The organism is Amycolatopsis sp. cg5 (genome assembly GCF_041346955.1).
Taxonomy (GTDB): domain Bacteria; phylum Actinomycetota; class Actinomycetes; order Mycobacteriales; family Pseudonocardiaceae; genus Amycolatopsis.
Genome location: NZ_CP166849.1, coordinates 8,356,278 through 8,377,558 on the forward strand (window position 1 = coordinate 8,356,278; position 21,281 = coordinate 8,377,558).

20 protein-coding genes are annotated in these 21,281 nt (G+C 67.2%); 15 read left to right on the forward strand and 5 right to left on the reverse strand.

Annotated features, from left to right (window positions below):
- Positions 1-14 precede the first annotated feature (14 nt).
- Positions 15-455 carry an N-acetyltransferase family protein gene (locus tag AB5J62_RS37820; RefSeq protein WP_370944841.1) on the reverse strand — a complete coding sequence of 147 codons (441 nt, stop codon included), beginning with the start codon at positions 453-455 and terminating at the stop codon, positions 15-17.
- 288 nt (positions 456-743) lie between these two features.
- Between AB5J62_RS37820 and AB5J62_RS37825 the strand changes: the two genes are divergently transcribed.
- Genes AB5J62_RS37825 through AB5J62_RS37840 form a run of 4 tightly spaced genes read left to right on the forward strand, consistent with a single transcriptional unit; the run spans position 744 to position 4,078 of the window.
- Positions 744-1,364, forward strand: coding sequence for a hypothetical protein (locus tag AB5J62_RS37825; RefSeq protein WP_370944842.1), 621 nt, complete (start codon positions 744-746; stop codon positions 1,362-1,364).
- A 3-nt stretch (positions 1,365-1,367) separates the two neighbouring features.
- The gene (locus tag AB5J62_RS37830) at positions 1,368-2,003 is read left to right on the forward strand and encodes a DUF3558 domain-containing protein (RefSeq protein WP_370944843.1); all 636 of its coding nucleotides are present in this window, start codon (positions 1,368-1,370) and stop codon (positions 2,001-2,003) included.
- A gap of 35 nt (positions 2,004-2,038) precedes the next feature.
- Positions 2,039-3,337, forward strand: a complete 1,299-nt coding sequence (locus AB5J62_RS37835) for a hypothetical protein (RefSeq protein WP_370944844.1) — start codon at positions 2,039-2,041, stop codon at positions 3,335-3,337.
- Positions 3,338-4,078, forward strand: a complete 741-nt coding sequence (locus tag AB5J62_RS37840) for an ESX secretion-associated protein EspG (RefSeq protein ID WP_370944845.1) — start codon at positions 3,338-3,340, stop codon at positions 4,076-4,078.
- Between the two features lie 49 nt (positions 4,079-4,127).
- Here the strand turns inward: AB5J62_RS37840 and AB5J62_RS37845 are convergent, their stop codons facing one another.
- Positions 4,128-5,705: an amidohydrolase gene (locus tag AB5J62_RS37845; protein WP_370944846.1), complete on the reverse strand. Its 1,578-nt coding sequence runs from the start codon at positions 5,703-5,705 to the stop codon at positions 4,128-4,130.
- 48 nt (positions 5,706-5,753) lie between these two features.
- Here AB5J62_RS37845 and AB5J62_RS37850 point away from each other — a divergent pair, with 48 nt between their 5' ends.
- From AB5J62_RS37850 to AB5J62_RS37865, 4 genes are read left to right on the forward strand one after another with little or no spacing between them, the layout of a single operon-like run.
- On the forward strand, positions 5,754-6,488 hold the full coding sequence (locus tag AB5J62_RS37850; RefSeq protein ID WP_370944847.1) for an enoyl-CoA hydratase/isomerase family protein: 735 nt from the start codon (positions 5,754-5,756) through the stop codon (positions 6,486-6,488).
- Positions 6,485-8,023, forward strand: coding sequence for an AMP-binding protein (locus AB5J62_RS37855; RefSeq protein ID WP_370944848.1), 1,539 nt, complete (start codon positions 6,485-6,487; stop codon positions 8,021-8,023). Before AB5J62_RS37850 ends, AB5J62_RS37855 begins: the two co-directional genes overlap by 4 nt.
- Positions 8,014-8,652, forward strand: coding sequence for a TetR/AcrR family transcriptional regulator (locus tag AB5J62_RS37860; RefSeq protein ID WP_370944849.1), 639 nt, complete (start codon positions 8,014-8,016; stop codon positions 8,650-8,652). Before AB5J62_RS37855 ends, AB5J62_RS37860 begins: the two co-directional genes overlap by 10 nt.
- A gap of 59 nt (positions 8,653-8,711) precedes the next feature.
- A complete protein-coding gene (locus AB5J62_RS37865) occupies positions 8,712-9,038 on the forward strand; it encodes a hypothetical protein (RefSeq protein ID WP_370944850.1) in 327 nt (108 codons plus the stop codon).
- Positions 9,039-9,095: 57 nt separating this feature from the next.
- Here the strand turns inward: AB5J62_RS37865 and AB5J62_RS37870 are convergent, their stop codons facing one another.
- Positions 9,096-10,265, reverse strand: coding sequence for an acyl-CoA dehydrogenase family protein (locus AB5J62_RS37870; RefSeq protein ID WP_091287977.1), 1,170 nt, complete (start codon positions 10,263-10,265; stop codon positions 9,096-9,098).
- Between the two features lie 141 nt (positions 10,266-10,406).
- Between AB5J62_RS37870 and AB5J62_RS37875 the strand changes: the two genes are divergently transcribed.
- Both AB5J62_RS37875 and AB5J62_RS37880 read left to right on the forward strand, forming a co-directional pair.
- Positions 10,407-11,720: a cation:dicarboxylate symporter family transporter gene (locus tag AB5J62_RS37875; RefSeq protein WP_370944851.1), complete on the forward strand. Its 1,314-nt coding sequence runs from the start codon at positions 10,407-10,409 to the stop codon at positions 11,718-11,720.
- Positions 11,717-12,400 (forward strand): 4'-phosphopantetheinyl transferase superfamily protein, encoded by a 684-nt coding sequence (locus AB5J62_RS37880; protein ID WP_370944852.1) that lies wholly within the window; start codon positions 11,717-11,719, stop codon positions 12,398-12,400. The genes AB5J62_RS37875 and AB5J62_RS37880 overlap by 4 nt, the downstream gene beginning before the upstream one ends.
- 65 nt (positions 12,401-12,465) lie before the next feature.
- On the opposite strand, the gene AB5J62_RS37885 is transcribed toward AB5J62_RS37880, so the two are convergent.
- Together AB5J62_RS37885 and mihF are read right to left on the reverse strand one after the other, a co-directional pair.
- Entirely contained in the window at positions 12,466-13,620 is a 1,155-nt protein-coding gene (locus AB5J62_RS37885; RefSeq protein ID WP_370944853.1) for an isochorismate synthase, read from the reverse strand.
- A gap of 131 nt (positions 13,621-13,751) precedes the next feature.
- On the reverse strand, positions 13,752-14,063 hold the full coding sequence (gene mihF / locus AB5J62_RS37890) for an integration host factor, actinobacterial type (protein WP_176968540.1): 312 nt from the start codon (positions 14,061-14,063) through the stop codon (positions 13,752-13,754).
- Between the two features lie 617 nt (positions 14,064-14,680).
- Here mihF and AB5J62_RS37895 point away from each other — a divergent pair.
- The 5 genes from AB5J62_RS37895 to AB5J62_RS37915 all read left to right on the forward strand — a co-directional run bounded on the left by AB5J62_RS37895 (position 14,681) and on the right by AB5J62_RS37915 (position 21,234).
- Positions 14,681-16,309, forward strand: a complete 1,629-nt coding sequence (locus tag AB5J62_RS37895) for a long-chain fatty acid--CoA ligase (protein WP_370944854.1) — start codon at positions 14,681-14,683, stop codon at positions 16,307-16,309.
- An 88-nt stretch (positions 16,310-16,397) separates the two neighbouring features.
- Entirely contained in the window at positions 16,398-17,681 is a 1,284-nt protein-coding gene (locus AB5J62_RS37900; RefSeq protein WP_370944855.1) for an ABC transporter substrate-binding protein, read from the forward strand.
- A complete protein-coding gene (locus AB5J62_RS37905) occupies positions 17,678-18,574 on the forward strand; it encodes a carbohydrate ABC transporter permease (RefSeq protein WP_370944856.1) in 897 nt (298 codons plus the stop codon). The genes AB5J62_RS37900 and AB5J62_RS37905 overlap by 4 nt, the downstream gene beginning before the upstream one ends.
- Before the next feature lie 26 nt (positions 18,575-18,600).
- On the forward strand, positions 18,601-19,383 hold the full coding sequence (locus AB5J62_RS37910; RefSeq protein ID WP_370950444.1) for a carbohydrate ABC transporter permease: 783 nt from the start codon (positions 18,601-18,603) through the stop codon (positions 19,381-19,383).
- A 117-nt stretch (positions 19,384-19,500) separates the two neighbouring features.
- A complete protein-coding gene (locus tag AB5J62_RS37915; protein ID WP_370944857.1) occupies positions 19,501-21,234 on the forward strand; it encodes a TIGR03767 family metallophosphoesterase in 1,734 nt (577 codons plus the stop codon).
- Positions 21,235-21,281: the final 47 nt, after the last annotated feature.

Genomic DNA, 21,281 nt, shown 5'->3' on the forward strand with positions numbered 1-21,281 from the left:
TCCCTACTTTACGGTCACGCCTCCCACGCGTACCGCGTCCATTCATGGACCGGGTGCGCCCCGAGCCGCCGGTAGAACTCGGCGGCCTTCTCGTTCCCCTTCTGCATGTCCCACGAGATCCGCCCGGCGGTCCGCGTCCGCAGCGCCAGCAGCAGCTCACGCCCCAGCCCGTGCCGCCGGTGCTCCGGCCGGATGAACAGGTCATCGAGCCAGATACCCGGCTGAGCCATCCACGTCGAGAAGTTCCAGTTACAGAACGCGAACCCGGCCACCCGCCCCGGCGCGTCCGGCGCCTCCGCGATCAGCACCCACGCCCGCGGGTCCGGCCCGAAGAGATGCTTCGTCATCTCCGCCCGGTCGAGGCGCAGATCATCCTTGCCCTCGTAGACGGCGTGCTCCTCGATGAGGGCACAGATCTCTTCGAGGTCACCGACCTCGGCGTCACGCACGGGCATCAGGGGTCCTCCTGCTCGGCCGTTCACAGCTGTCCGGCCACTGTATCCAGCGCGTCGGCGGACTTCAGCGGACTGAGAGCGAGGTCGCTCAGGGCTTGTAGTGACCTACGCCCTTGGCCTGCGCTGCTTGGAAGTCGAGGGATCCATTCGCGTGCCCCGCGCGTCTCACTCGCGTGAGCGACGCCGACGGCTGCCCGAGACGACCGAACAAGCCATTTCGCCCCATCGGGGAAAACCCATGCGGTAATCTCACGCGCGGGCAGTCACATGGGGTGAGGGGATAGAAACATGGCTTCCAGAGGCGACGACTTCTTGAAGAATCTGCTTGGCCATGACTCGAGCCAGACCATCCACACCGCGTCGAACACGACCGGCGGAGCCCCACCCGCACCGCGCGATGTCCCGCGTGGACCCGGCCCGCACAAGCCCACCGCCGAAGAGCGCAATCAGCGCTCCCAGGAAGAGATCGAAGCGGAAGCCGAGCAGAAACGCCAGGAAGAGAAAGACCGCGTCGACCCTTGGCACAACATCTTCAACTTCGGCGAGGAGCCCAAGCCGGGCAAGGCTGGCTCCGGCCCAGGCGGCTATACCTTTTCTCGCGAAGTAGCACTTAAGAAGATCAGCGAGTGGGAAAGCCTCTACGAGGAGCTCAAGGCCGATGGCCTACAGATCGGGCAGGCGATGCGGGCCATCCAACCGCCGTCGGGTGACGCACCCGCTCATGAACAAGCCGACGCCGCCAAGGCTTCGATCAAGGCCGCAGCTGATCACAACTTGGTGATGCAGGCGTACGCACAGCGATACATCGAGGCGCTGCAGACCGCGGCAGGCACATACGTGAAGCACGACGACGCCGTCTACGACACGCTCGGCAAAGGCCCCTCCAGCACCGGCTCGCTCTACACCTAGGGAATGACCGCACTGATGCACCGGAAGCAAGCATTCATCACCATCGTGCTGGCGGCGTCGCTGACGCTGAGCGCATGCTCGCAGAAGACTCCTGGCGACGCGACGCCGATGCCTTCGCCCCCTGCCACGTCGGGGAACCAGCAGCCACCGAGCACCAGCGGCGGCAACAGCAGCGCCAAGGCTCCCAACGTGAGCAAGCCGCTGGACGCTTCGAAGTTTGTCGCCGACCCTTGCCTCAGCTTGACCGCGACCCAACTGTCGAGTTTCAACAGCACAGCCACAGGTAAGCGCAATGACGGCGTCGGAGTCGCTTGCGACTGGAACCTCGGCTCTGACCGCAGTGTGACCGCCGAGGTCGCCTACAACGCGGCACTGACCGCCGGCTTGAGCCACATCTATGCGCAGAACGCCGCTAATTTCTTTTCGGACGGATATTTCAAGCCCACCGAGATTTCGGGTTACCCCGCAGCGTTCAACAACCAGATCGAGGACCGTCCCGCAGGACACTGCAGTATCAGTGTCGGAGTGACCGACCAATTGTTCTTCACCATTTCCATCAGCGGTCGAACGGGCACTGACGGCTGCAAAGCGTCCGAAAACGTCGCGAAAGCCGTAGTTCAGACCATCCAAGGGGGGTAGCGGGAATGTCCTTGTGGAGTGAGATCTTCGGCGGCATGAGCGCCCAGGAAATCTACGAGAACTTCGCGAACGCGCCAGGTCCCAGCGGCTTGCTGCAAGGTAGCGACATCCTAGAACGCATCGAGTCTTATTACACCCTGCGCGAAGACCAGATCACCAAAATGGCAGGCTCGATGGAAGAGGGCTGGACCGGTGATGCGAGCGGTGCCGCCCAGCGCGGCGCCGGACCATTGGCCGTCGCACACGGTGGCGCGGCGCAGGAGATGGCGACGTCGAAAGACGCTCTGCGCAACCAGTCGGACGGCTTCTACAAGGTGTCGTCCTCGGTCAGCCCAGTGCCGCCGACGCCCGAAGAGCCCTCGACCCTGAAGAACATCTTCACGCTCGGCTCGGCTCAAGAGGACTACGAGAACAAGGTCAAGAAGTCCAACGAAGTCGCGACCAAGAACGTCGAGGCGATGGACGAATGGACCACGACGTCGAGCTACAACGGCGAGATCATGCCCAAGGAGTTCGGCAACCTGGACCCGAACGCGTTCAAGATCACGATCGATGACGGCAAGGTTCCGCCGCCGATCGAATGGCCGATCAAGCCGCCCCCGCCCGGCAAGGGAGATCCCGGCGACGACGATGGCGGCGGCAAGGACAAGACGAAGCCCGGCACGATCGATCCCGGCAAGGGCCGCAACGACCCGGGTCAGGACGACGGCCGCAAGCCTGGCGACATCAAACCTCCGCCGGTGGACCCGACCAAGCCGCCCAAGAACGACGAGCGGACCACGCCGGAGGACGACAAGTCCACGGTGAAGCCGCCGCCGACCCAGTGGCCTGACGACAGGATCCCCGGCAAGACCGGCAAAACCCCTGGCGATGACACCATCGGCGGTGGTGGCTGGAACACCGGCGGCAACCGGGGTCTCGACACCGGAACCGGTTCTGGCCGAGGCATCGGCACCGGCAGTGGGTCCAGCAGTGGCTCGGGCAGTGCGGGTGGCCGTCTGACCGGCGGTGGCGCTTCGGGCGCCGGGTCGTCGACCGGGGCTAGCGATCGGCTCGGTGGTGGCCGCGGCAGCGGTGCCGGTGCGATGGGCCCGGGTGAGCCCGGTGCCCGTGGTGGCGCTGGTGCGCGGGGTGCCGGTGGGCGCGGTGCCGGTCAGGGCATGGGCGGCATGGGTCATGGCGGCGGCCGTGGCGCGGGTGAAGAGGACGAAGAGCACCAGCGGAAGTACGTGCTCGAGGACGACGCCGCGTTCCAGCTGACCGACGAGGAAGGCGAGAAGTACGTCGACCCAAGGACCGGCATGTCCCCCGTTACCCCGGTGATCGGTGAATAGATGTGGTTCGAACAGCCCGAGAAGTTTCGGGCCGAAGAGCTCGCGGCCATGGTGACGAAGGTGACCGGCGGCGACCTGCACATCGTGCTGGCGCCGCAGGCCGTCTGGCTTCCCTCGGTCGCGAAGAAGCAGGTCGGCAAGGCGGTCGACGAGCTGCTGATGCGCTACCCGACCGACCCGGACGAGCGCGATGAGCCGGACTTCAAGGCGATCTGTGAGCTGCTCAGCCGTCCGCCCGAGGCGCGGTACGGCTGGATCAGCGACACCGTCAACGGCACCAAGCTGAGCGTGCTGGTGGCGGGCACCTCGTGGTTCGGCCTCATCGCCGTGCGCGAGGGCGACGACGTGTGGGTCAGGACCTTCCACCCGGAGCGCCTCAGCCTGATCTTGGCCGGAGTGCTTCCGGAGGCCGCCAGAAAACCCAGCGGCTTCCCGATCAGCGTGTTGCGCAGCGAAATCGTCGAGGCGGAAAAGTCCGGAAACGGCAGCCAAGCGGTTCGCCGGGCCCAGCGGTTCGCCGAGCTGACTCCGCATGTCATCGCCGAGTTCAACGCGGAAACCCGTCCGGCGGGCGGCAAGCGGCACCGTAACCAGAATCCGCTGCGAGTGTACGACACCGACGAAGGCCGGTGGACTTTGCTCGCGCACCCTCACTATGGCGACGAGCGACTCGACCTCGCGCCCGCGGGCACGGAGGAAGTTGCCGCGCTTTTGGACGAACTCCGGCGAGAACTGACTTGAGGTCGTGAGTGTTCCAGACGGTTAGAACCGTCCGGAACACTCACGAGTCCTAAGCTTCGTAAGCCAAGTCTCCGCCTACGACGGTGCCCAGCACGCGGATGTCGTCCAAAGCGTCTTCGTCCAACGGGTCGGCTGACAGCGCGACGAAGTCGGCGAGCTTGCCGACCTCCAAAGTCCCGAGGTCGTTTTCGCGGAACGCCGAGTAGGCCGATCCGTAGGTGTAGGCACGCAAAGCTTGCGAAGGCGTGAGACGCTCGTCCGGGCCGAGTAAAGCGCCCGAAGCCGTACGCCGGCGGACCATATCCGCCAGTCCCAGCAAGGGTGCGCCCGAAACGACCGGGCGGTCGGAGCTCGCGGGCAGTACGCACCCGGCGTCGAGGACGCTGCGCAAGCGGTACAGCCACGCCTCGCGGGCGGGGCCGACCGCCGCGCGCATGCCGTCGCCGATCTCGTTGACGAAACGGCCCTGGGGCGACGGGATCAGGCCGAGCGAAGCCAGTCGCTTGAGCTCCGCCGGTGGGAGGACCGCGCAGTGCTCGATGCGGTGGCGGTGATCCGCGCGGGGGAAACGGGCCAAAGCCGCCGCGTAGGCGTCCAAAACGACCGAGATCGCGCGGTCGCCGATGGCGTGGGTGGCGATCTGCCAGCCGGATGCGTGGGCGCGCAGGATCGTGCGGGCGAGTTCTTCTTCGGGGACCTGGAAGTAGCCGATGTTGCCGGGCTCGCCCTCGAAGGGGTCGTGCATGGCGCAGGTGCGGCCGATCAGGGAACCGTCGGCGAAGAGTTTCATCGCGCCGACGCGGAGCCAGTCGTCGCCGAAACCCGTGCGCAGGCCCAAATCCAGGCCGAATTCGATGTCGTCCGACGGTGCGTGTTCGAGCGGGTGCAGGACGCTGGCCGCGACCATGACCGAGGCGCGGACGCGCAGGACGCCTTCTTCGCGGGCCCTTTGGTAGGCGGCGAGTTCGATCGGGGTCTGGCCGACCAGGCCGCCGCCGATGCCCGCTTCCTGCACGCTGGTGATGCCTTCGGACAGGTACTGGCGCGACGCGTGGTCGAGGCCGCGGACGACGTCGTCGACCGGGGTCGGGTAGATCAGCGGGTTGAGCAGGAGCTGGGCCTGCTCGCGCAGGAGGCCGGTCGGGGAACCGTCCACTTGGACCACGTCGCCGCCGACGGGGACATGATCGAGGTCCACTTGGGACAGGACGCGGGAGTTCACGACCGTCATGTGGCCCGACGTGTGCTTGACGCGGACCAAATGCTCCGGGGCCGCGCGGTCCAGGCCTTGGCGGGTGGGGTGGCCGCCGGTGAGCTTGTTCTGGTCGTAGCCGCTGGCGACGATCCAGGTGCCGGGCGGCTGGGTGGCCGCGCGGGCGGCGATGGCGTCGTAGACCTCGTCGACGGAGTTCAGGCCCGTCAGCGGGACGTCCGTGAGGCTCATGCCGAACCACGCCATGTGGTTGTGGGCGTCGTGAAAACCGGGGGCCACGTGGGCGCCGCCGAGGTCGACGCGGCGGGCTGTCGACAAAGCGACAGCGTCCTCGCCGAGTGCGACTATGCGGCCGTTCAGTACCGCCAGTGCGCCGATGACCTGGGCGTTCTCGTAGATCGCGTCAACCCGCATACCTTGGGACCCTATCGATCGATCGATCGGTCGTCTAGGCTCGGGAGTATGAGCACTGTTGAGCTGACCGTCGACGGCGGTGTCGCCACGATCTGGCTGAACCGCCCGGAGCGGCTGAACGCCGTTGTCTCCGGCCTCGTCGACGACTTCCTGACCGCGCTGGACGCGGTCGCGGACTCCGACGCGGGCGCTGTCGTGCTCGCCGGGCGCGGGCGCGCGTTCTGCGCCGGGCACGACCTCAAGGAGGTGCCTGAGGGTGACTCGCGGCGTCGGCTCGATCGGCTGCAGGACGTCACGCGGCGGCTTCGCGGGCTGCCGCAGCCGGTGATCGCGGCCGTGCACGGATACGCGATCGGCGCGGGCGCCGAGTTCGCCATGGGATGCGACATGGTGCTCGCTGCCGAAGACGCGGTGTTCGCGTTTCCCGAGGTCTCGCTCGGGCTCAGCGTGACCGGGGCGGCGTCGAGGCTGCTGCCGATGATGGTCGGGCCGCTCAAGGCCAAGGAGCTGCTGTTGCTGGGTGAGCGGATCGACGGTGTGACCGCGAAGCGGATCGGGCTGGTCAACGACACCGCGCCTGCCGATCAGCTGATGGCCAAGGCGACCGAGTGGGCCGGCCGCGTCGCGGGGCACCCGCGCGAGGCCGCGACCATGGCCAAACGCGCACTCGACGCGTCCATCGACATCGAATCGGCGCTGGAGATCGAGGTCGGCCACGCGCTGATCACCGAGCACTCGGCCGCGGTCAAGGCGTCCACCGACGCGTTCCGGAGCCGGGCATGAAACTGTCCGAAGTGGACGACCTGGTCAAGCTCGTCACCAGGGCAGCGCACATTTGGCCGGACAAGCCCGCTTGGGTGTTCGACGCGCTCGGCGAGACGCTGACCTTCGGCGACATCGACCGCCGCACCGACAAGCTCGCGCTGGCGTTGCTCGAACTCGGCGTCTCGCGAGGCGACCGCGTCGGCGTGATGCTGCGCAACCAGCCCGAATTCCCGCTGACCTGGCTGGCGCTGGCCAAGATCGGCGCGGCGCTGGTGCCGGTCAACATCAACTACCGCGAACTCGACGGCGCGCACGTGCTCGCGCACTCCGGCGCGCGGTTCGTGATCGCGGCCGACGAGTTCGTCGAGCTGCTGAACCGGATCGCGCCGAGCACGAGCGTCGAGCGGGTGCTCACCCCCGCGGAACTCGAAGCGCCGTCGACCGCCGCGGCGCGGTTCGAGACGGTGCCCGAGCAGCCGGTCAACATCCAGTACACCTCGGGGACCACCGGCGCCCCCAAGGGTTGCGTGCTGACGCATCGCTACTGGACGACGCTGGCGGCCGGGCTCGTCAACGACTTCCCCGCGGTCAACGACACCGACACCTTGCTGACCGCGCAACCGTTCCACTACATCGATCCACAGTGGAACGTCGCGCTGGGGCTGGCCGCGGGCGCGACGCTGGTGGTGCTGGACCGGTTCCACCCGAAGACGTTCTGGGCCAAGATCCGCGAGCACGAGGTCACCTGGTTCTACTGCCTCGGCCTGATGCCGACGCTGCTGCTGCGCATCCCCGAATCACCGGAGGACAAGCAGCACAAGGTGCGCGCGATCTCCGCGTCCGCCATCCCGCGCGAGCTGCACGCCGACCTCGAGGCGCGCTGGGGCGCGCCGTGGTACGAGGCGTTCGGGATGACCGAGACCGGCGGCGACATCCGGATGGACGACGCCGATCACGACGCGCACGTCGGCACCGGCTGCATCGGGCGGCCGACGCGCGACCGCGAGGTGATGATCGCCGACGAGTCGGGGAAACCCATGCCGCGCGGCGAAACCGGCGAGCTGCTGATCCGCGGTACCGGGCTCATGCACGGCTACTTCGAAGATCCCGACGCCACCGCGAAAGCCTTCCAGAACGGCTGGTTCCACACCGGCGACCTGGCCAGGATGGACGACGGCGGCCGCGTCTACTACGTCGGCCGGACCAAGGACATGATCAGGCGCAGCGGCGAGAACGTCTCGGCGGACGAGGTCGAACGGGCGCTGCTGCTGCATCCCGCGGTCAAGGTGGCGGCCGTGATCGCGGTGCCGGACGAACTGCGTGGCGAGGAGATCAAGGCCTACCTGGTGTTCGAGGACGGGCAGCGGCCGGAACCTGAGGCGCTGGCCGATTTCTGTTCGGGCAAACTCGCTTACTTCAAGGTGCCGCGGTACTGGGCGTTCGTCGACTCACTGCCGATGACACCGTCCGAACGCGTCGCGAAGGGTGAGCTGCGCAAGGCGGCCGAACCGACGAAGGCGGCGTACGACCGGGTGGACGCACTGTGGCGGTAGGCAAGGACCGTGTTCGCAGCGCGGCAGTGAAGCTGTTCGCGCACAAGGGTTTCCACGGCACCGGGATCCGGGATCTCGCGCAGGAGGCCAACCTTTCCTCGGCGAGCCTGTATCACTACATGGGCACCAAGGAAGAACTGCTCGCCGGCATCATGCGCGAGTCGCTGGAACGGCTGATCACCGCCGCGCGGGAAGCCACCGACGGTGTCGCCGAGCCGGTCGACCGGCTCGGCATACTGGTCGCGCTGCACGTGATCACGCACGCCGTGCGGCCGGACGAGACGCGGGTGGTCGACAACGAGGTCGCGTCGCTGTCGCCGGACGCCAAGGCGGCCGTGGTCGCGCTGCGCGACGAATACGAGTCCCTGTGGGCGGAAACCATCGACAACGGGGTCCGTGACGGGGTTTTCCGCACCGAACAGCCCGCCGTGACGAGGTTGGCGTTGCTGGAGATGTGCAGCGGCGTGGCCAGGTGGTACTCGTCACGCGGGCCGCTCGGCCTCGAAGAGCTGGCGAAACACTACGCACAGCTCGCGATGCGCGCGCTCGGACGGCTTGACGAGGCAGAACCACCCGATCTGGCTAATTGTCGCGCGGTGGTATCGAAAACGTGGTCGGTGGCTGTGTAAAAGGCCCTTTTAGGCCGGTACGCCTTGCTCAGACGGCTTCACTGAGGGACGCTCGAAGGGTGACTGAGCAAACGATCCAACTGGAACTGGACGACTCGGGTCTCTCCCCCAGGTTGCCGGCGCCAAAACACCCTCGGGATCAGGTGCAGGACGTTCCCTATCGCCCCGTCGAATTTCGTGATGACGACCTGCCCGCGGCCCTGGAACGGGCATCGCAGTGGCTGCGCGAGGCACAGGAATGGCTGGGTGAGGCCGTCGACGTGCTGGCCATCCACCTCGACTACGACGACCGCAAGGGTTCGCCGTACTACGACGTGAAGCTCCTGTGCAACGAAGAGGATCTCGCGGGCGTCCCGATCGCGCTCCGCGCCCAAGACTCCGAGTAAGAAGCTCGTGAGTGGTACGGCCGGTTAGAACCGGCCATACCACTCACGAGCCCGTTTTCAGCCCAGCGTTCCGCCGACCTTGACGTGCCCCTTGAGCAGGTTGCGCGCGATGGTCCGCCGCTGGATCTCGTCGGTGCCCTCGTAGATCCGCAGCAGGCGGAGTTCGCGGTACCAGCGCTCGACCGGCAGTTCACGCGTGTAGCCCATGCCGCCGTGGATCTGCAGGACCCGGTCGACGATCTCGTTCGCCTTCACGCCGCCGTAGAGCTTCGCGACCGACTGCGCGTGCCGCGAGTCCATGCCCTGGTCGACCTGCCACGCGGCGTGCAGCACCAGCCAGCGCAGCGCCTCGAGCTCGACGCCCGAGTCCGCGATCATCCACTGGATGGCCTGGCGCTCGGCGATCTTCTGGCCGAACGTCTCGCGGGTGTTGGCGTGCTCGATGGCCATCGAGATCAGCCGCTCGCACGAGCCGATCGCACGGGCGGGCAACAGGTAGCGGCCGGCGCCGATCCACTGCATCGCCAGGTCGAAGCCGTGGCCGAGCTCGCCGAGGATCTGCGTCTCCGGCACGCGGACGTCTTCGAAGACCAGCGAGGCCGGGCCCCATTCGCCCATCGTGTCGATGTATTCGGACTTCCAGCCCGCGTCGCGGTCGACAAGGAAGCAGGTGACGCCGCCGTTCGCGCCCTTCTCGGGGTCGGTGATGGCGAAGACCATGACGAAGTCGGCCTCGTTGCCGCCGGTGATGAAGGTCTTCTCGCCGTTGATGACCCAGTCGGTGCCGTCCTTGCGGGCGGTCGTGCGGATCGCCTTCGCGTCGGAACCGGCGCCGGGCTCGGTGATCGCGAAGCAGGACTTGCGCTCGCCGGAGATCGTCGGCAGCAGGTAAGTCCGCTTCTGCTCTTCGTTGGCGTGGTACAGGATGTTGTCCGCGGCGCCGCCGAAGCGGAACGGCACGAAGGTGCGGCCGAGCTCGGCTTCGAGCAGCGCGGTCATCACCGCGGACAGGCCCATGCCGCCGTACTCCTCGGGCGTCTGGACGCCCCAGAAGCCGGACTCCTTCGCCTTGAGCTGGAGTTCGCGCAGCTCATCGGTGGTGATGCCGGGCTGGCCCGCCCGTTCGCGGCGCAGCACCTCCGGCTCACGCGGGACGAGTTCGCGCTGGACGAAGGTGCGGACCCAGTCACGCACCTCTCGCTCTTCAACGCTCAGGGTGAAATCCATGACACTCCCTCTGACTAAGCGCTTGCTTAGCTCAGGGTACCCCGGGATGTCCCATGTCGACACACCCCGGCGCTTCGTGTTGGTGACCACGCGGGATGTGCCGTAGGTTTCCCCCGCCAATCCCGGCGCGAAGGAGTGTTAATGACCACCGAAACGCCCGCGCGGCGGGATCGCTCACATCTGCTCTACATCGCCGTCATCATCGCCGTGCTGCTCGGCATCGTGGTCGGCCTGGTGTTCCCGGCGTTCGCCAAGGAGCTCAAGCCGATCGGCACCGGGTTCGTCAACCTGATCAAGATGATGATCTCGCCGATCATCTTCTGCACGATCGCGCTCGGCGTCGGCTCGATCGCCAAGGCGGCGAAGGTCGGCAAGGTCGGCGGACTGGCGATCGGCTACTTCCTGGTCATGTCGACGGTCGCGCTGTTCATCGGCCTGGTGGTCGGCAACCTGCTGCACCCCGGTGACGGGCTGAAGATCAGCTCCTCGGTCGCGAAGGCCGGCCAGTCGCAGGTCACCCAGGCGCAGAACACGACCGAGTTCATCCTCGGCATCATCCCGAAGACACTGGTCTCGGCGTTCACCAGCGAGCTCGTGCTCCAGACGCTGCTGATCGCGCTGCTGACCGGGTTCGCGCTGCAGAAGCTCGGGCCGTCCGGGGTGCCGATCCGCAAGGGCATCGAGCACATCCAGCGGCTGGTGTTCCGGATCCTGTCGATGATCATGTGGGCCGCCCCGGTCGGCGCGTTCGGCGCGATCGCCGCGGTGGTCGGCGGCACCGGCTGGGCCGCGCTCAAGGGCCTGCTGATCATCATGGTCGGCTTCTACGTGACCTGCCTGCTCTTCGTCTTCATCGTGCTCGGCGCGCTGAGCTGGCTGATCGCTCGGGTCAACGTCTTCAAGCTGTTCAAGTACCTGGGCCGGGAGTTCCTGCTGATCCTGTCGACGTCGTCGTCGGAGTCGGCGCTGCCGAGGCTCATCGCGAAGATGGAGCACCTGGGCGTCAGCAAGCCGGTCGTCGGCATCGTGGTGCCGACCGGGTACTCGTTCAACCTCGACGGCACCGCGATCTACCTCACGATGGCCTCGATCTTCATCTCGGAGGCGCTGGGCCAGCCGCTTTCGGTGGGCGAGCAGATCTCGCTGCTGGTGTTCATGATCATCGCGTCGAAGGGCGCCGCCGGTGTCACCGGCGCCGGGCTCGCGACGCTGGCGGGCGGCCTGGCCGCGCACAAGCCCGCGCTGGTCGACGGTGTCGGGTTCATCGTCGGCATCGACCGGTTCATGTCCGAGGCCCGCGCGCTGACCAACTTCGCGGGCAACTCCGTGGCGACCGTGCTCGTCGGCACCTGGACGGACGAGATCGACAAGGAGCAGGTGAACCGGGTATTGAATGGGGAAGACCCGTTCGACGAGGTGACCATGCTGGACGACCATGGGAGCAAGACCGAGTGATCGACTGCGCGGTGTGGTGGGCCGAGCCGCTGCCCAACGAACCGAGATTCATCGACCTGCTGGACGAACTCGAGCTCGGCCGCCACGCCGGCTACCGGCAGGAGATCGACCAGCGCCGGTTTCTGACCGGCCGTGTGCTGGCCAAGACGATCGCGGGCGAACGCCTCGGGCGCCCGGCTTCGGACATCGTGTTCGACGCCTCGTGCGATGACTGCGACAAGCCGCACGGGGTGCCGAAAGTGCCGGGACTGGCGCTGTCGATCTCGCATTCGGGCGACCGGATCGGGCTCGCGGTCACCTCGGGTGCGCCAGTGGGCCTGGACGTCGAGTCGTCGTCGCGCCGCGCGGAGGACTCACTGATCGAGTACGCGCTCAACGAGACGGAACGCCTGGGTCTCAAAGGACTCGAAGCGGACGAGCGGGCGGCGGCGTTCTTCGTGTACTGGACGCGCAAGGAAGCCGTGATGAAGGCGACCGGGCGCGGCCTGCGCATCCCGTTGCACAGCATCACGTTGGCGCCCTTCGACACGCCGGCGGCTTTGCTCGCGTCGAGCAATTCCGCTTTGGACCCGGGCACGACGCGAATGGCCGATCTCGACCCTGGCGACGGTTACCGCGCGGCCGTCGCCGTGCTGACCACAGAGGACTTGGCGGTGACCGAGCACTCCTGGCGCCCGTGAGAGCCCGAAAGCCACTTTCGGCAGGTCCTATCTGACGAAAGTGGCTTTCGGGCTTTTCCGAGGCGTCAGATGAGGTCGGGCAGGCCCATGGCACGCAGGAGAGTCTGGAACTTGGTCGTGGTCTCGTCGAGTTCCGTGCGGGGGTCCGAGGCTTCGACGATGCCGCCGCCCGCGTAGAGGCGCATCGAGGACTCGGCGACCTCGGCGCAGCGGATCGCGACCGCCCATTCGCCGTCGCCGTCCGCGTCGACCCAGCCGACGGCGCCGGCGTAATAGGCGCGGTCGTACGGCTCCAGCTCGGTCACCAGCGCGCGGGCCGCGCCGGTCGGGGTGCCGCAGATGGCGGGTGTCGGGTGCAGCGCGGCCGCGAGGTGCAGCGCGGTGATGTCGGAGTCGACGAGCTCGCCGGTGATCGTGGTGCGCAGGTGCCAGATGGTCGGTGTCGAGACGAGCTCGGGGCCGTCGGGGACGGTGAGCTTCCGGCAGAACGGGCGCAGCCGCTCCACGACGGCCTCAGCGGCCGCGGCGTGCTCGATCTGGTCCTTCTTGGACGCGAGCAGCGCGTCTCCGCTGGCCTTGTCGGCGACGGGGTCGGCGAACCGGGGCATCGAACCCGCGTGCGGATGCGACACGACGTGCGAACCCTCGCGGGAGAGCAGCAGCTCGGGTGTGGCGCCGACGAGTGTCCGCGTCGACGGCAGCGCCGCCGCGTAGGTGTAGTGGCGAGGGTTGTCGCTGGCGAGGTTGCGCACGAGCCGTTCCGGCCGGATCGGCTCGTCGAAATCGAGGTCCAGCGCTCGGGCGAGGACGACCTTGCGCATCCCGCGCGCACGCAGCGCGTCAACGGCGTCACGCACGGCGGCCATGTGGCGCTCGGGAGTCGGGACCGGGTTCACCGAAACCGGACGCGGAAGGACCTCGCGGGGCAGTGAACGGTCACCTTGACCGGCGTGCAGCACGGCACGCGGGAGGACCAGATGCCCGGGAGTGACCGTGCCGGGGCTGGTGTCGAACGGGAGCACGCCGACCGCGAGCGGCGCGGCGCCGGAGGCGAGCGCGCCGGTGACCGTGTCCGCCAGTATCTCCGGATCGGTGCTGGTCACGGACTCGACAGCGCCCTGGGCCAGCAGCACACGCCGGGCGGTGGCGAAGAAGAAGTCGCCACGCTCGTACTGGGCGGCGAGACCGGCTGGGGACACGGGCGCGATGCGGGTGGTCACCCCTTCAGCGTCGCAGGCTTGCGAGGCGATGGCCGCAAAGTGTTGCCGGTGCGACATCGCGAACCCGGCCCGTGAGCGTCGAGGCGGTACGGACCGCCCCCACGCTCACGGGCCTGAGCTGCTCAAACGCCTTACTTCAGCGCGGAGATCAGCGCTTCCCGCTGGCGGTCGCCGAGGCCGGCGGCGCGCCGGTCAGGGTCGATGCCAGCCTGCTCGAGCAGGGCGGCGACCTTGACGGCGCCGAGGCCCGGGACGGCCTTCAGGAGCTGCGTGACCTTCGTCTTGCCGATGGTCTTGTCTTCCTTGGCCTTCTTGAGCACCTTGTCGATGCTTTCCTGGCCGGACTTGATCGAGGCAAGCAGCTCCGAGCGGGCCTTGCGCGCCAGGGCCGCCTTGGCCAAGGCGTCCGCGCGCTGCTCCGGAGTCAACGTGGGCAGAGCCAACGTAGTAATCCTTTCCATCTCGAGTGTCCGCATACGCGGCGACGACCTAGCGACCTGGTGCTTGCTTCAGCAAGCGCTGGCCAGCCGTCTCTTACCACGGCCCCAGTAAACGCCACCCAAGTCGAGGGCGTGAAACCGACACGCACTTACTACCCCCGTGAACATCTCGGGGCAACCCGCCGCACCCTGCCCCCAGCCTGCGGAAACATCACCCCTTGGGGCGACGAAGGCGGACTCGGCGACTGCGGTCAGTGACCGTCGAGTCCACTGTAGACAAGCCGCGAATCGCCCGGCAGAGGCCGGTCCGGCCATCCTTCGAGGCGCGAAAAAGGTTACACCGCAACGAAAACGCTGAACTGCCCGATCGGCGGCCACCCGGGAGTGAAGATCGGCGCGCCGGTCAACTCACGACACCCGATCCACGTGCCGGAAACACCCGGCCGAGCACTCGTTCCCGCCGAAAACTCGTCTGGAACGAGACACCCATTAGTAGGACATCGCACGCACCCGCACGGTGATCTGACCAAACGTGACGGAACGGTTGCGTGCTCATCGACACTCCGCCAAATAGAGTCGCGGTTACCCCCCAGTTCACCGGCGCATGGGAGTTGTTGACGATGTTGAGCACGATGCAGGACCTGCCACTGTCACTGGCGAGGCTGCTGCGCCATGGGACCACGGTGCACTCGGAAGCCGAGGTCATCACCTGGAACGGCGAGGAGTCGCGGCGCGAGACCTACGGCGAGCTCGGCAAGCACGCGGCGAAGCTGGCGAACGCGCTGCGTGGCCTGGGTGTCACCGGCGATCAGCGGGTCGGCACCTTCATGTGGAACAACGCCGAGCACCTGGCCGCCTACCTCGCCATCCCGGCGATGGGCGCCGTGCTGCACACCCTGAACATCCGCCTGTTCCCCGAGCAGCTGATCTTCGTCGCCAACCACGCCGAGGACCAGATCGTCATCGTCGACGGCACGCTGGTGCCGCTGCTCGCGAAGCAGCTGCCGGAGATGAAGACGGTGCGTCACGTCATCGTGGCCAACGGCGACGCCGCGACGCTGCAGGCGCCGGACGGTGTCCAGGTGCACTCCTACGACGCGCTGCTCGCGGACCAGCCGGACACCTTCGACTGGCCGGAGATCGACGAGCGCTCGGCCGCCGCGATGTGTTACACCTCGGGCACCACCGGTGACCCCAAGGGCGTCGTCTACTCCCACCGCTCGATCTGGCTGCACTCGATGCAGGTCTGCATGAGCGACAGCATGCGGCTCGCGCAGGGCGACAAGACCCTCGCGATCGTGCCGATGTTCCACGCGATGTCCTGGGGACTGCCGTACGCGGCGCTGATGGTCGGCGCGTCGCTGATCATGCCGGACCGGCACCTGCAGCCCGCCCCGATCGCGAAGCTGCTCGAAGCCGAGAAGCCGGACTTCGCCGCGGCCGTGCCGACCGTCTGGTCCGGCCTGCTCGCGCACCTCGACGCCAACCCGCAGGACATCTCCCATCTGCGTGAGGTGGTGATCGGCGGCTCGGCCGTGCCGCCGTCGATGATGCACGTCTTCCAGGAGCGCCACGACGTCACCGTCGTGCACGCGTGGGGCATGACCGAGACCTCGCCGCTGGGCAGCGTCGCGCGCCCGCCGCACGGCGTGACCGGCGACGAGGCCTGGAAGTACCGCTACACGCAGGGCCGCTTCCCCGCCTCGGTCACCGCGCGGCTGGTCGACGACGACGGCACGGTGCTGCCGTGGGACAACGAGAGCGTCGGCGAGCTGGAGGTGCAGGGCCCGTGGATCGCCGCGGCGTACCACGGCGGCTCCGAGATCGACCCCGACAAGTTCCACGACGGCTGGCTGCGCACCGGTGACGTCGGCAAGATCAGCGCCGACGGCTTCCTCACGCTGACCGACCGCGCGAAGGACGTCATCAAGTCCGGCGGCGAGTGGATCTCCTCGGTCGACCTGGAGAACGCGGTGATGGGCCACCCGGCGATCGCCGAGGCCGCGGTCGTCGGCATCCCCGACGAGAAGTGGGACGAGCGGCCGCTGGTCGCCGTCGTGCTCAAGGAAGGCCAGCAGGCGACCGTCCAGGAACTGCGCGACTACCTGGCCGACAAGGTCGCGAAGTGGCAGCTGCCGGAGTACTGGACGTTCATCGACGAGGTGCCGAAGACCAGCGTCGGCAAGTTCGACAAGAAGCGCATCCGCGCGTTCCACTCCGAGGGAAAGCTCGACATCAGCAAGTTGTAACCGGAAAATCCTCGGCGAGTCGCGACGCTCTGAAGGCCATCATGGGCCATCTTGATGGCCTTCAGAGCATGCCGAAGGAGAACTGGGGATGCAGCAGCGCACTAGGCGTGGGTTCCTGTCGTTGGCCGGGCTGGCCGCCGTGGCCACCGCCTGCGGTTCGAACACCGGGCGGCAGGGCAGCCCGCCGCCGTCGACGGCGTCCTCCGCGCCGACCGCTCCGCCGAAACCGAACCTCCAGCAGTGGTACCACGCGTACGGCGAGGACGGCGTGCAGGACGCGGTGAAGCGCTACGCCGCCGCGTATCCCCACGCCGCCGTGAACGTCCAGTGGAACCCCGGCGACTACGACTCGAAGATCGTGACGGCGCTGCAGAACAGCGCGGTCCCGGACGTCTTCGAGGCGCAGGTGAAGATCGACTGGGTGCGGCAGAACCAGGTCGTGGCGCTCGACGACATCGTCGGCCCGATCGCGTCGGACTTCAGCCCGGCCGTGCTGGCCGCGCAGACCGTCGAAGGCAAGGTCTACGGCATCCCGCAGGCCGCCGACACGCAGGTCCTCTTCTATCGCAAGAGCATGTTGCAGGCCGCGGGCGTCAACCCGCCGCAAACGGTCGACGAGCTGATCGACGCGGCCCAAAAGCTCACCAAGGACGGCGTCAAAGGCTTCTTCGCGGGCAACGACGGCGGCGTCGGCGTGCTCGCGGGCCCGCTGCTGTGGTCCACGGGGCTCGATTACCTGTCCAAGGACAACAAGTCCGTCGGCTTCGACGACCCGCGCGCGGCGGCCGCGTTCGCCAAGCTCCGGGTGCTGAACACGAACAACTCGCTGCTGCTCGGCGCGCCGAGCGACTGGTCGGACCCGGCGGCGTTCATCGACGGGCTCGCCGCGATGCAGTGGACCGGGCTGTGGAACGTCCCGAAGATCCAGGCCGCGCTCAAGGACGACTTCGGCGTGCTCCCGTTCCCGAAGCTGGACGCCTCCGGTGCGCCTTCGGTACCGGTCGGCGCGTACGGCGCGATGATCAACGCGAAGAGCGCGAACGTCGCGGCGGCCAAGGAGTACCTCAAGTGGCTGTGGGTCGAGAAGACCGACTACCAGCTCGAATTCGCGACCAAGTTCGGCTTCCACGTGCCGGCGCGGCAGAGCCTCGTCGACAAGGCCGAGAACCTGAAGCTCGGGCCCGCCGCCGACGCGGCGCGCTACGTCAAGGAGAACAGCCATCTGGTCGGCGGTCCGGTGTGGACGGCCCAGTCGAACACCGCGCTGTCGGACGCCGTCGCGAAGATCGCCAAGGAGGGCGCGGACCCGGCGGCGGAGACGCGCAAGGCGGTCGACGTGGCCAAGGCTGAGCTCAAGCGCCTGTTCGGATGAAGCGGCGGGACGCCCGCGCGTTCTGGCTCTTCGTCGGGCCGTTCCTGCTCGGGCTGGCGGTGTTCGCGTATCTGCCGATCGGGTGGAGCGCGTATCTGTCCTTCTTCGACGCCCGCAACACGGTCACGCCGACCGAATTCGTCGGCGTCGACAACTACGTCTCGATGCTGTCGAACGACGCTTTCCTGTCCAGTTTGGGGACTTTCAGCGTCTTCGCGGCGCTGATCGTGCCGGTGACGTTCGTGTTGTCGCTGGCGTTGGCGCTGGCCGTCAACCAGCTGAAGTTCGCGCGCGCGTTCTTCCGTTCGGTGTTCTTCTTGCCGTTCGCGTGCTCGTATGTGGTCGCTTCGCTGATCTGGAAGACGTCGCTGTTCTCGGGCGTTCGCTATGGACTGGTGAACAGCGCGCTCGGTCTGTTCGGCATCGATCCGGTGGCGTGGACGGGAACGGTCGATCCGCCGCTGTATTGGGTCGTCCTGGTCACTGCCCGGCTGTGGCTGCAGCTCGGGTTCTACATGATCCTGTTCATCGCGGCGCTGCAACGGATTCCGACACAGCTGTACGAGGCCGCGGCCATCGACGGCGCCCGCCCCGGCTGGCAGGTGTTCCGGTACATCACGCTGCCGCAGTTGGCCGCGACTTCGGTCGCGGTGCTGTTGCTCAATCTCATCAACGCTTATCAAGCCTTCGATGAGTTCTACAACATCATGGGCGATTCACGCGGATATCCACCGTTCGCGCGGCCGCCGCTGGTTTATCTGTATTACACGTCGCTCGGCTCAGGCGGACAGGACCTGGGCAGGGGCAGCGCGGGCGCGGTGATCCTCGCGTTGCTCATCGCGCTGGTGACGCTCTTGCAGGGCAGGGTTTTCCGCTTCGGGAGGACGTCGTGAAGATCGTCCGCTGGCTCTGCCTGCTGATCGCGACCGTGTTGTTCCTGTTGCCGTTCTATCTGCTGGTGCGCAACGGCCTCTCGACGCGAGCTGACATCACCGCGCCGGACTGGAAACTGTTCCCGGACACCTTGCACTGGGAGAACTTCAGCACGCTTTTCGACAATACCGAGGTGCCGTTCGCGCGGAGCCTGCTGAATTCGGTCGTCGTCGCCTTGCTACAGACCGTCGGCTTGCTGCTGATCTGCTCGCTGGCGGGCTATGGGCTCGCCCGGATCCCGTACCGGCACTCGAAAAAGGTGTTCTACGCGGTCATCGCGACGCTGATGATCCCGACCTCGGTGACGTTCGTGCCGAGTTTCGTGGTCGTGTCCAGCCTCGGCTGGATCTCCGATCTGCGCGGCCTGATCATTCCCGGCCTGTTCAGCGCGTTCAGCGTTTTCCTGTTCCGGCAATACTTCCTGGACTTCCCCGCCGAACTCGAAGAGGCAGGACGGCTGGACGGGCTCACGCGCTGGGGTGTGTTCTGGCGGATCGTCGCGCCCAACTCGCTCGGTTTCTTCGCCGCGCTCGCGGTGATCACGTTCATCGGCAGCTGGAACGCGTTCCTGTGGCCGCTGATCATCGCGCAGGACCCGTCCTCGTGGACCGTGCAGGTGGCCTTGTCCGGCCTGCTGACCGCGCAGAACCCGCAGCTCAACCTGCTGTTCCTGGCCGCGGCCGTGTCGATACTGCCGATCGTGCTGCTGTTCGTGTTCCTGCAGCGCTACCTCGTCCAAGGCGTCGCGGAGTCCGGACTCAAGGGCTAGTACGAAGGTGACAAATTTTCGCATTGCCCTATCCGAATGTTCATGCTCCGGCTAACCTCGTGCGGCACGGTGTAACACCCAGGGTTCGAATGTCACATTACGACTGGGAGCGACCGCATGGCCGAGTTGACCCGCCGCCGTTTCGTCACCGCAGCCGGGCTGTCCGGAGCAGGGTTGCTGCTCTGCACACCGACCTCGAACGCACTGGACAGGGCACTCGCGCTGACCACGCGTCGCGCGGTCGCCACGGCGGGCACGACACTGCAGGCGGCGGCCGCGCCGGTCACCTCCGGCCCGTCGTACACCAAGCTCGCCGCGGGCCCCGGCTGGCCGGTCGTGCTGCGGCAGGACCTGGCCGCCGCGAACACCGGGCGCGACGACCGGCGGACGCCGCTCGCGTCGTTCGTGCAGTTCACCGACCTGCACATCACCGACACCGAGAGCCCGGCGCGGTTCGAGTACGTGCACCCGTACATCTCCTCGGCGCACCGGCCGCAGGAAGCGCTCGGGACGGTCTCGACGAACGCGCTGGTCAAGCGGGTCAACAGCGTGCGGAACGGGCCGTTCACCGGCAGGCCGTTCGACTTCATGGTGACCACCGGCGACAACACCGACAACCACGAGCAGCTCGAGCTCGACTGGTTCCTCGGCGTGCTGAACGGCGGCCGCGAGGTCACGCCGAACTCCGGCGACCCGAATCGCTACGAAGGCGTGCAGGCGTCCGGCTCCCCCAGCTATTGGAACCCGGGCACGCCGCTGGCCGACGCGTACTCGAAGAAGGGCTTCCCACAGGTGCCAGGCCTGCTCGAAGCGGCGATGCGCACGTTCACCCCTGACGGCCTCGACATCCCCTGGTACTGCACGTTCGGCAACCACGACGACAGCGTGGTCGGCTCGCTGCCCGAGGGCATCCCCGGCATCAACGCGTTCTACACCGGCAAGTACAAGGTGATCGGCAAGGACGAGGCCAGCACCAAGAAGATCGCCGACGCGATACTCAAGCCCGGTTCCAGCGTGCCGATCGGCGAGCTGTTCGGCGGCAGCGGGCTGATCCGTGAAGTGACCCCCGACGCGCGGCGCAAACCGTTCACCACGGCCGAATTCGTGCAGGCGCACCTCAAGCAGGCCAACACCGGGCCGGGTCCGTTCGGCCACGGGTTCACCGCCGACAACGCCGACGGCAAGAACGTCTATTACACGTTCCGGATCGCGCCCGGCGTCACCGGGATCAGCCTGGACACCACCACGCTCGGCGGGTTCGCCGACGGCTCGATCGGGCTCGGCCAGTACAGCTGGGTGGAGAAGACGTTGCAGCGCAACAGCTCCACCTACTACAACTGGTTCAACGCCAAGGTCAGTCACCAGGTGACCGACGAGCTGTTCATCCTGTTCAGCCACCACACCAGCGGTTCGATGGGCAACATCCTGCCGGACTCGCGGCACCTCGTGGAGCCCCGGCTGAACGGCGACACCTTCGTCAACCTGCTGCACCGGTTCCCGAACGTCATCGCCTGGGTCAACGGCCACACCCACCGCAACCAGATCATCCCGCACACCAACGCCGACGCGAAGCGGAGCTTCTGGGAGATCAACACGGCCTCGCACATCGACTTCCCGCAGCACGCGCGGATCATCGAGGTCGCGGACAACGTCGACGGCACGCTTTCGCTGTTCACCACGCTGATCGAATCCGAGGCGCCGTACTCGGCCTCGTACGACGACCAGTCGACACAGGGACTCGCGTCGCTCTACCGCGAGCTTTCCTACAACGACATCCACGCCGACCTCGGCCAGCTCGGCGCCGCGGGCGACCGCAACGCCGAACTCGTGCTCGCCCACCCGCTGCGTTAGTTACCTCCGAGGTAATCGACCCCGCGCGGCCCGTCGGGCAGGCTGCC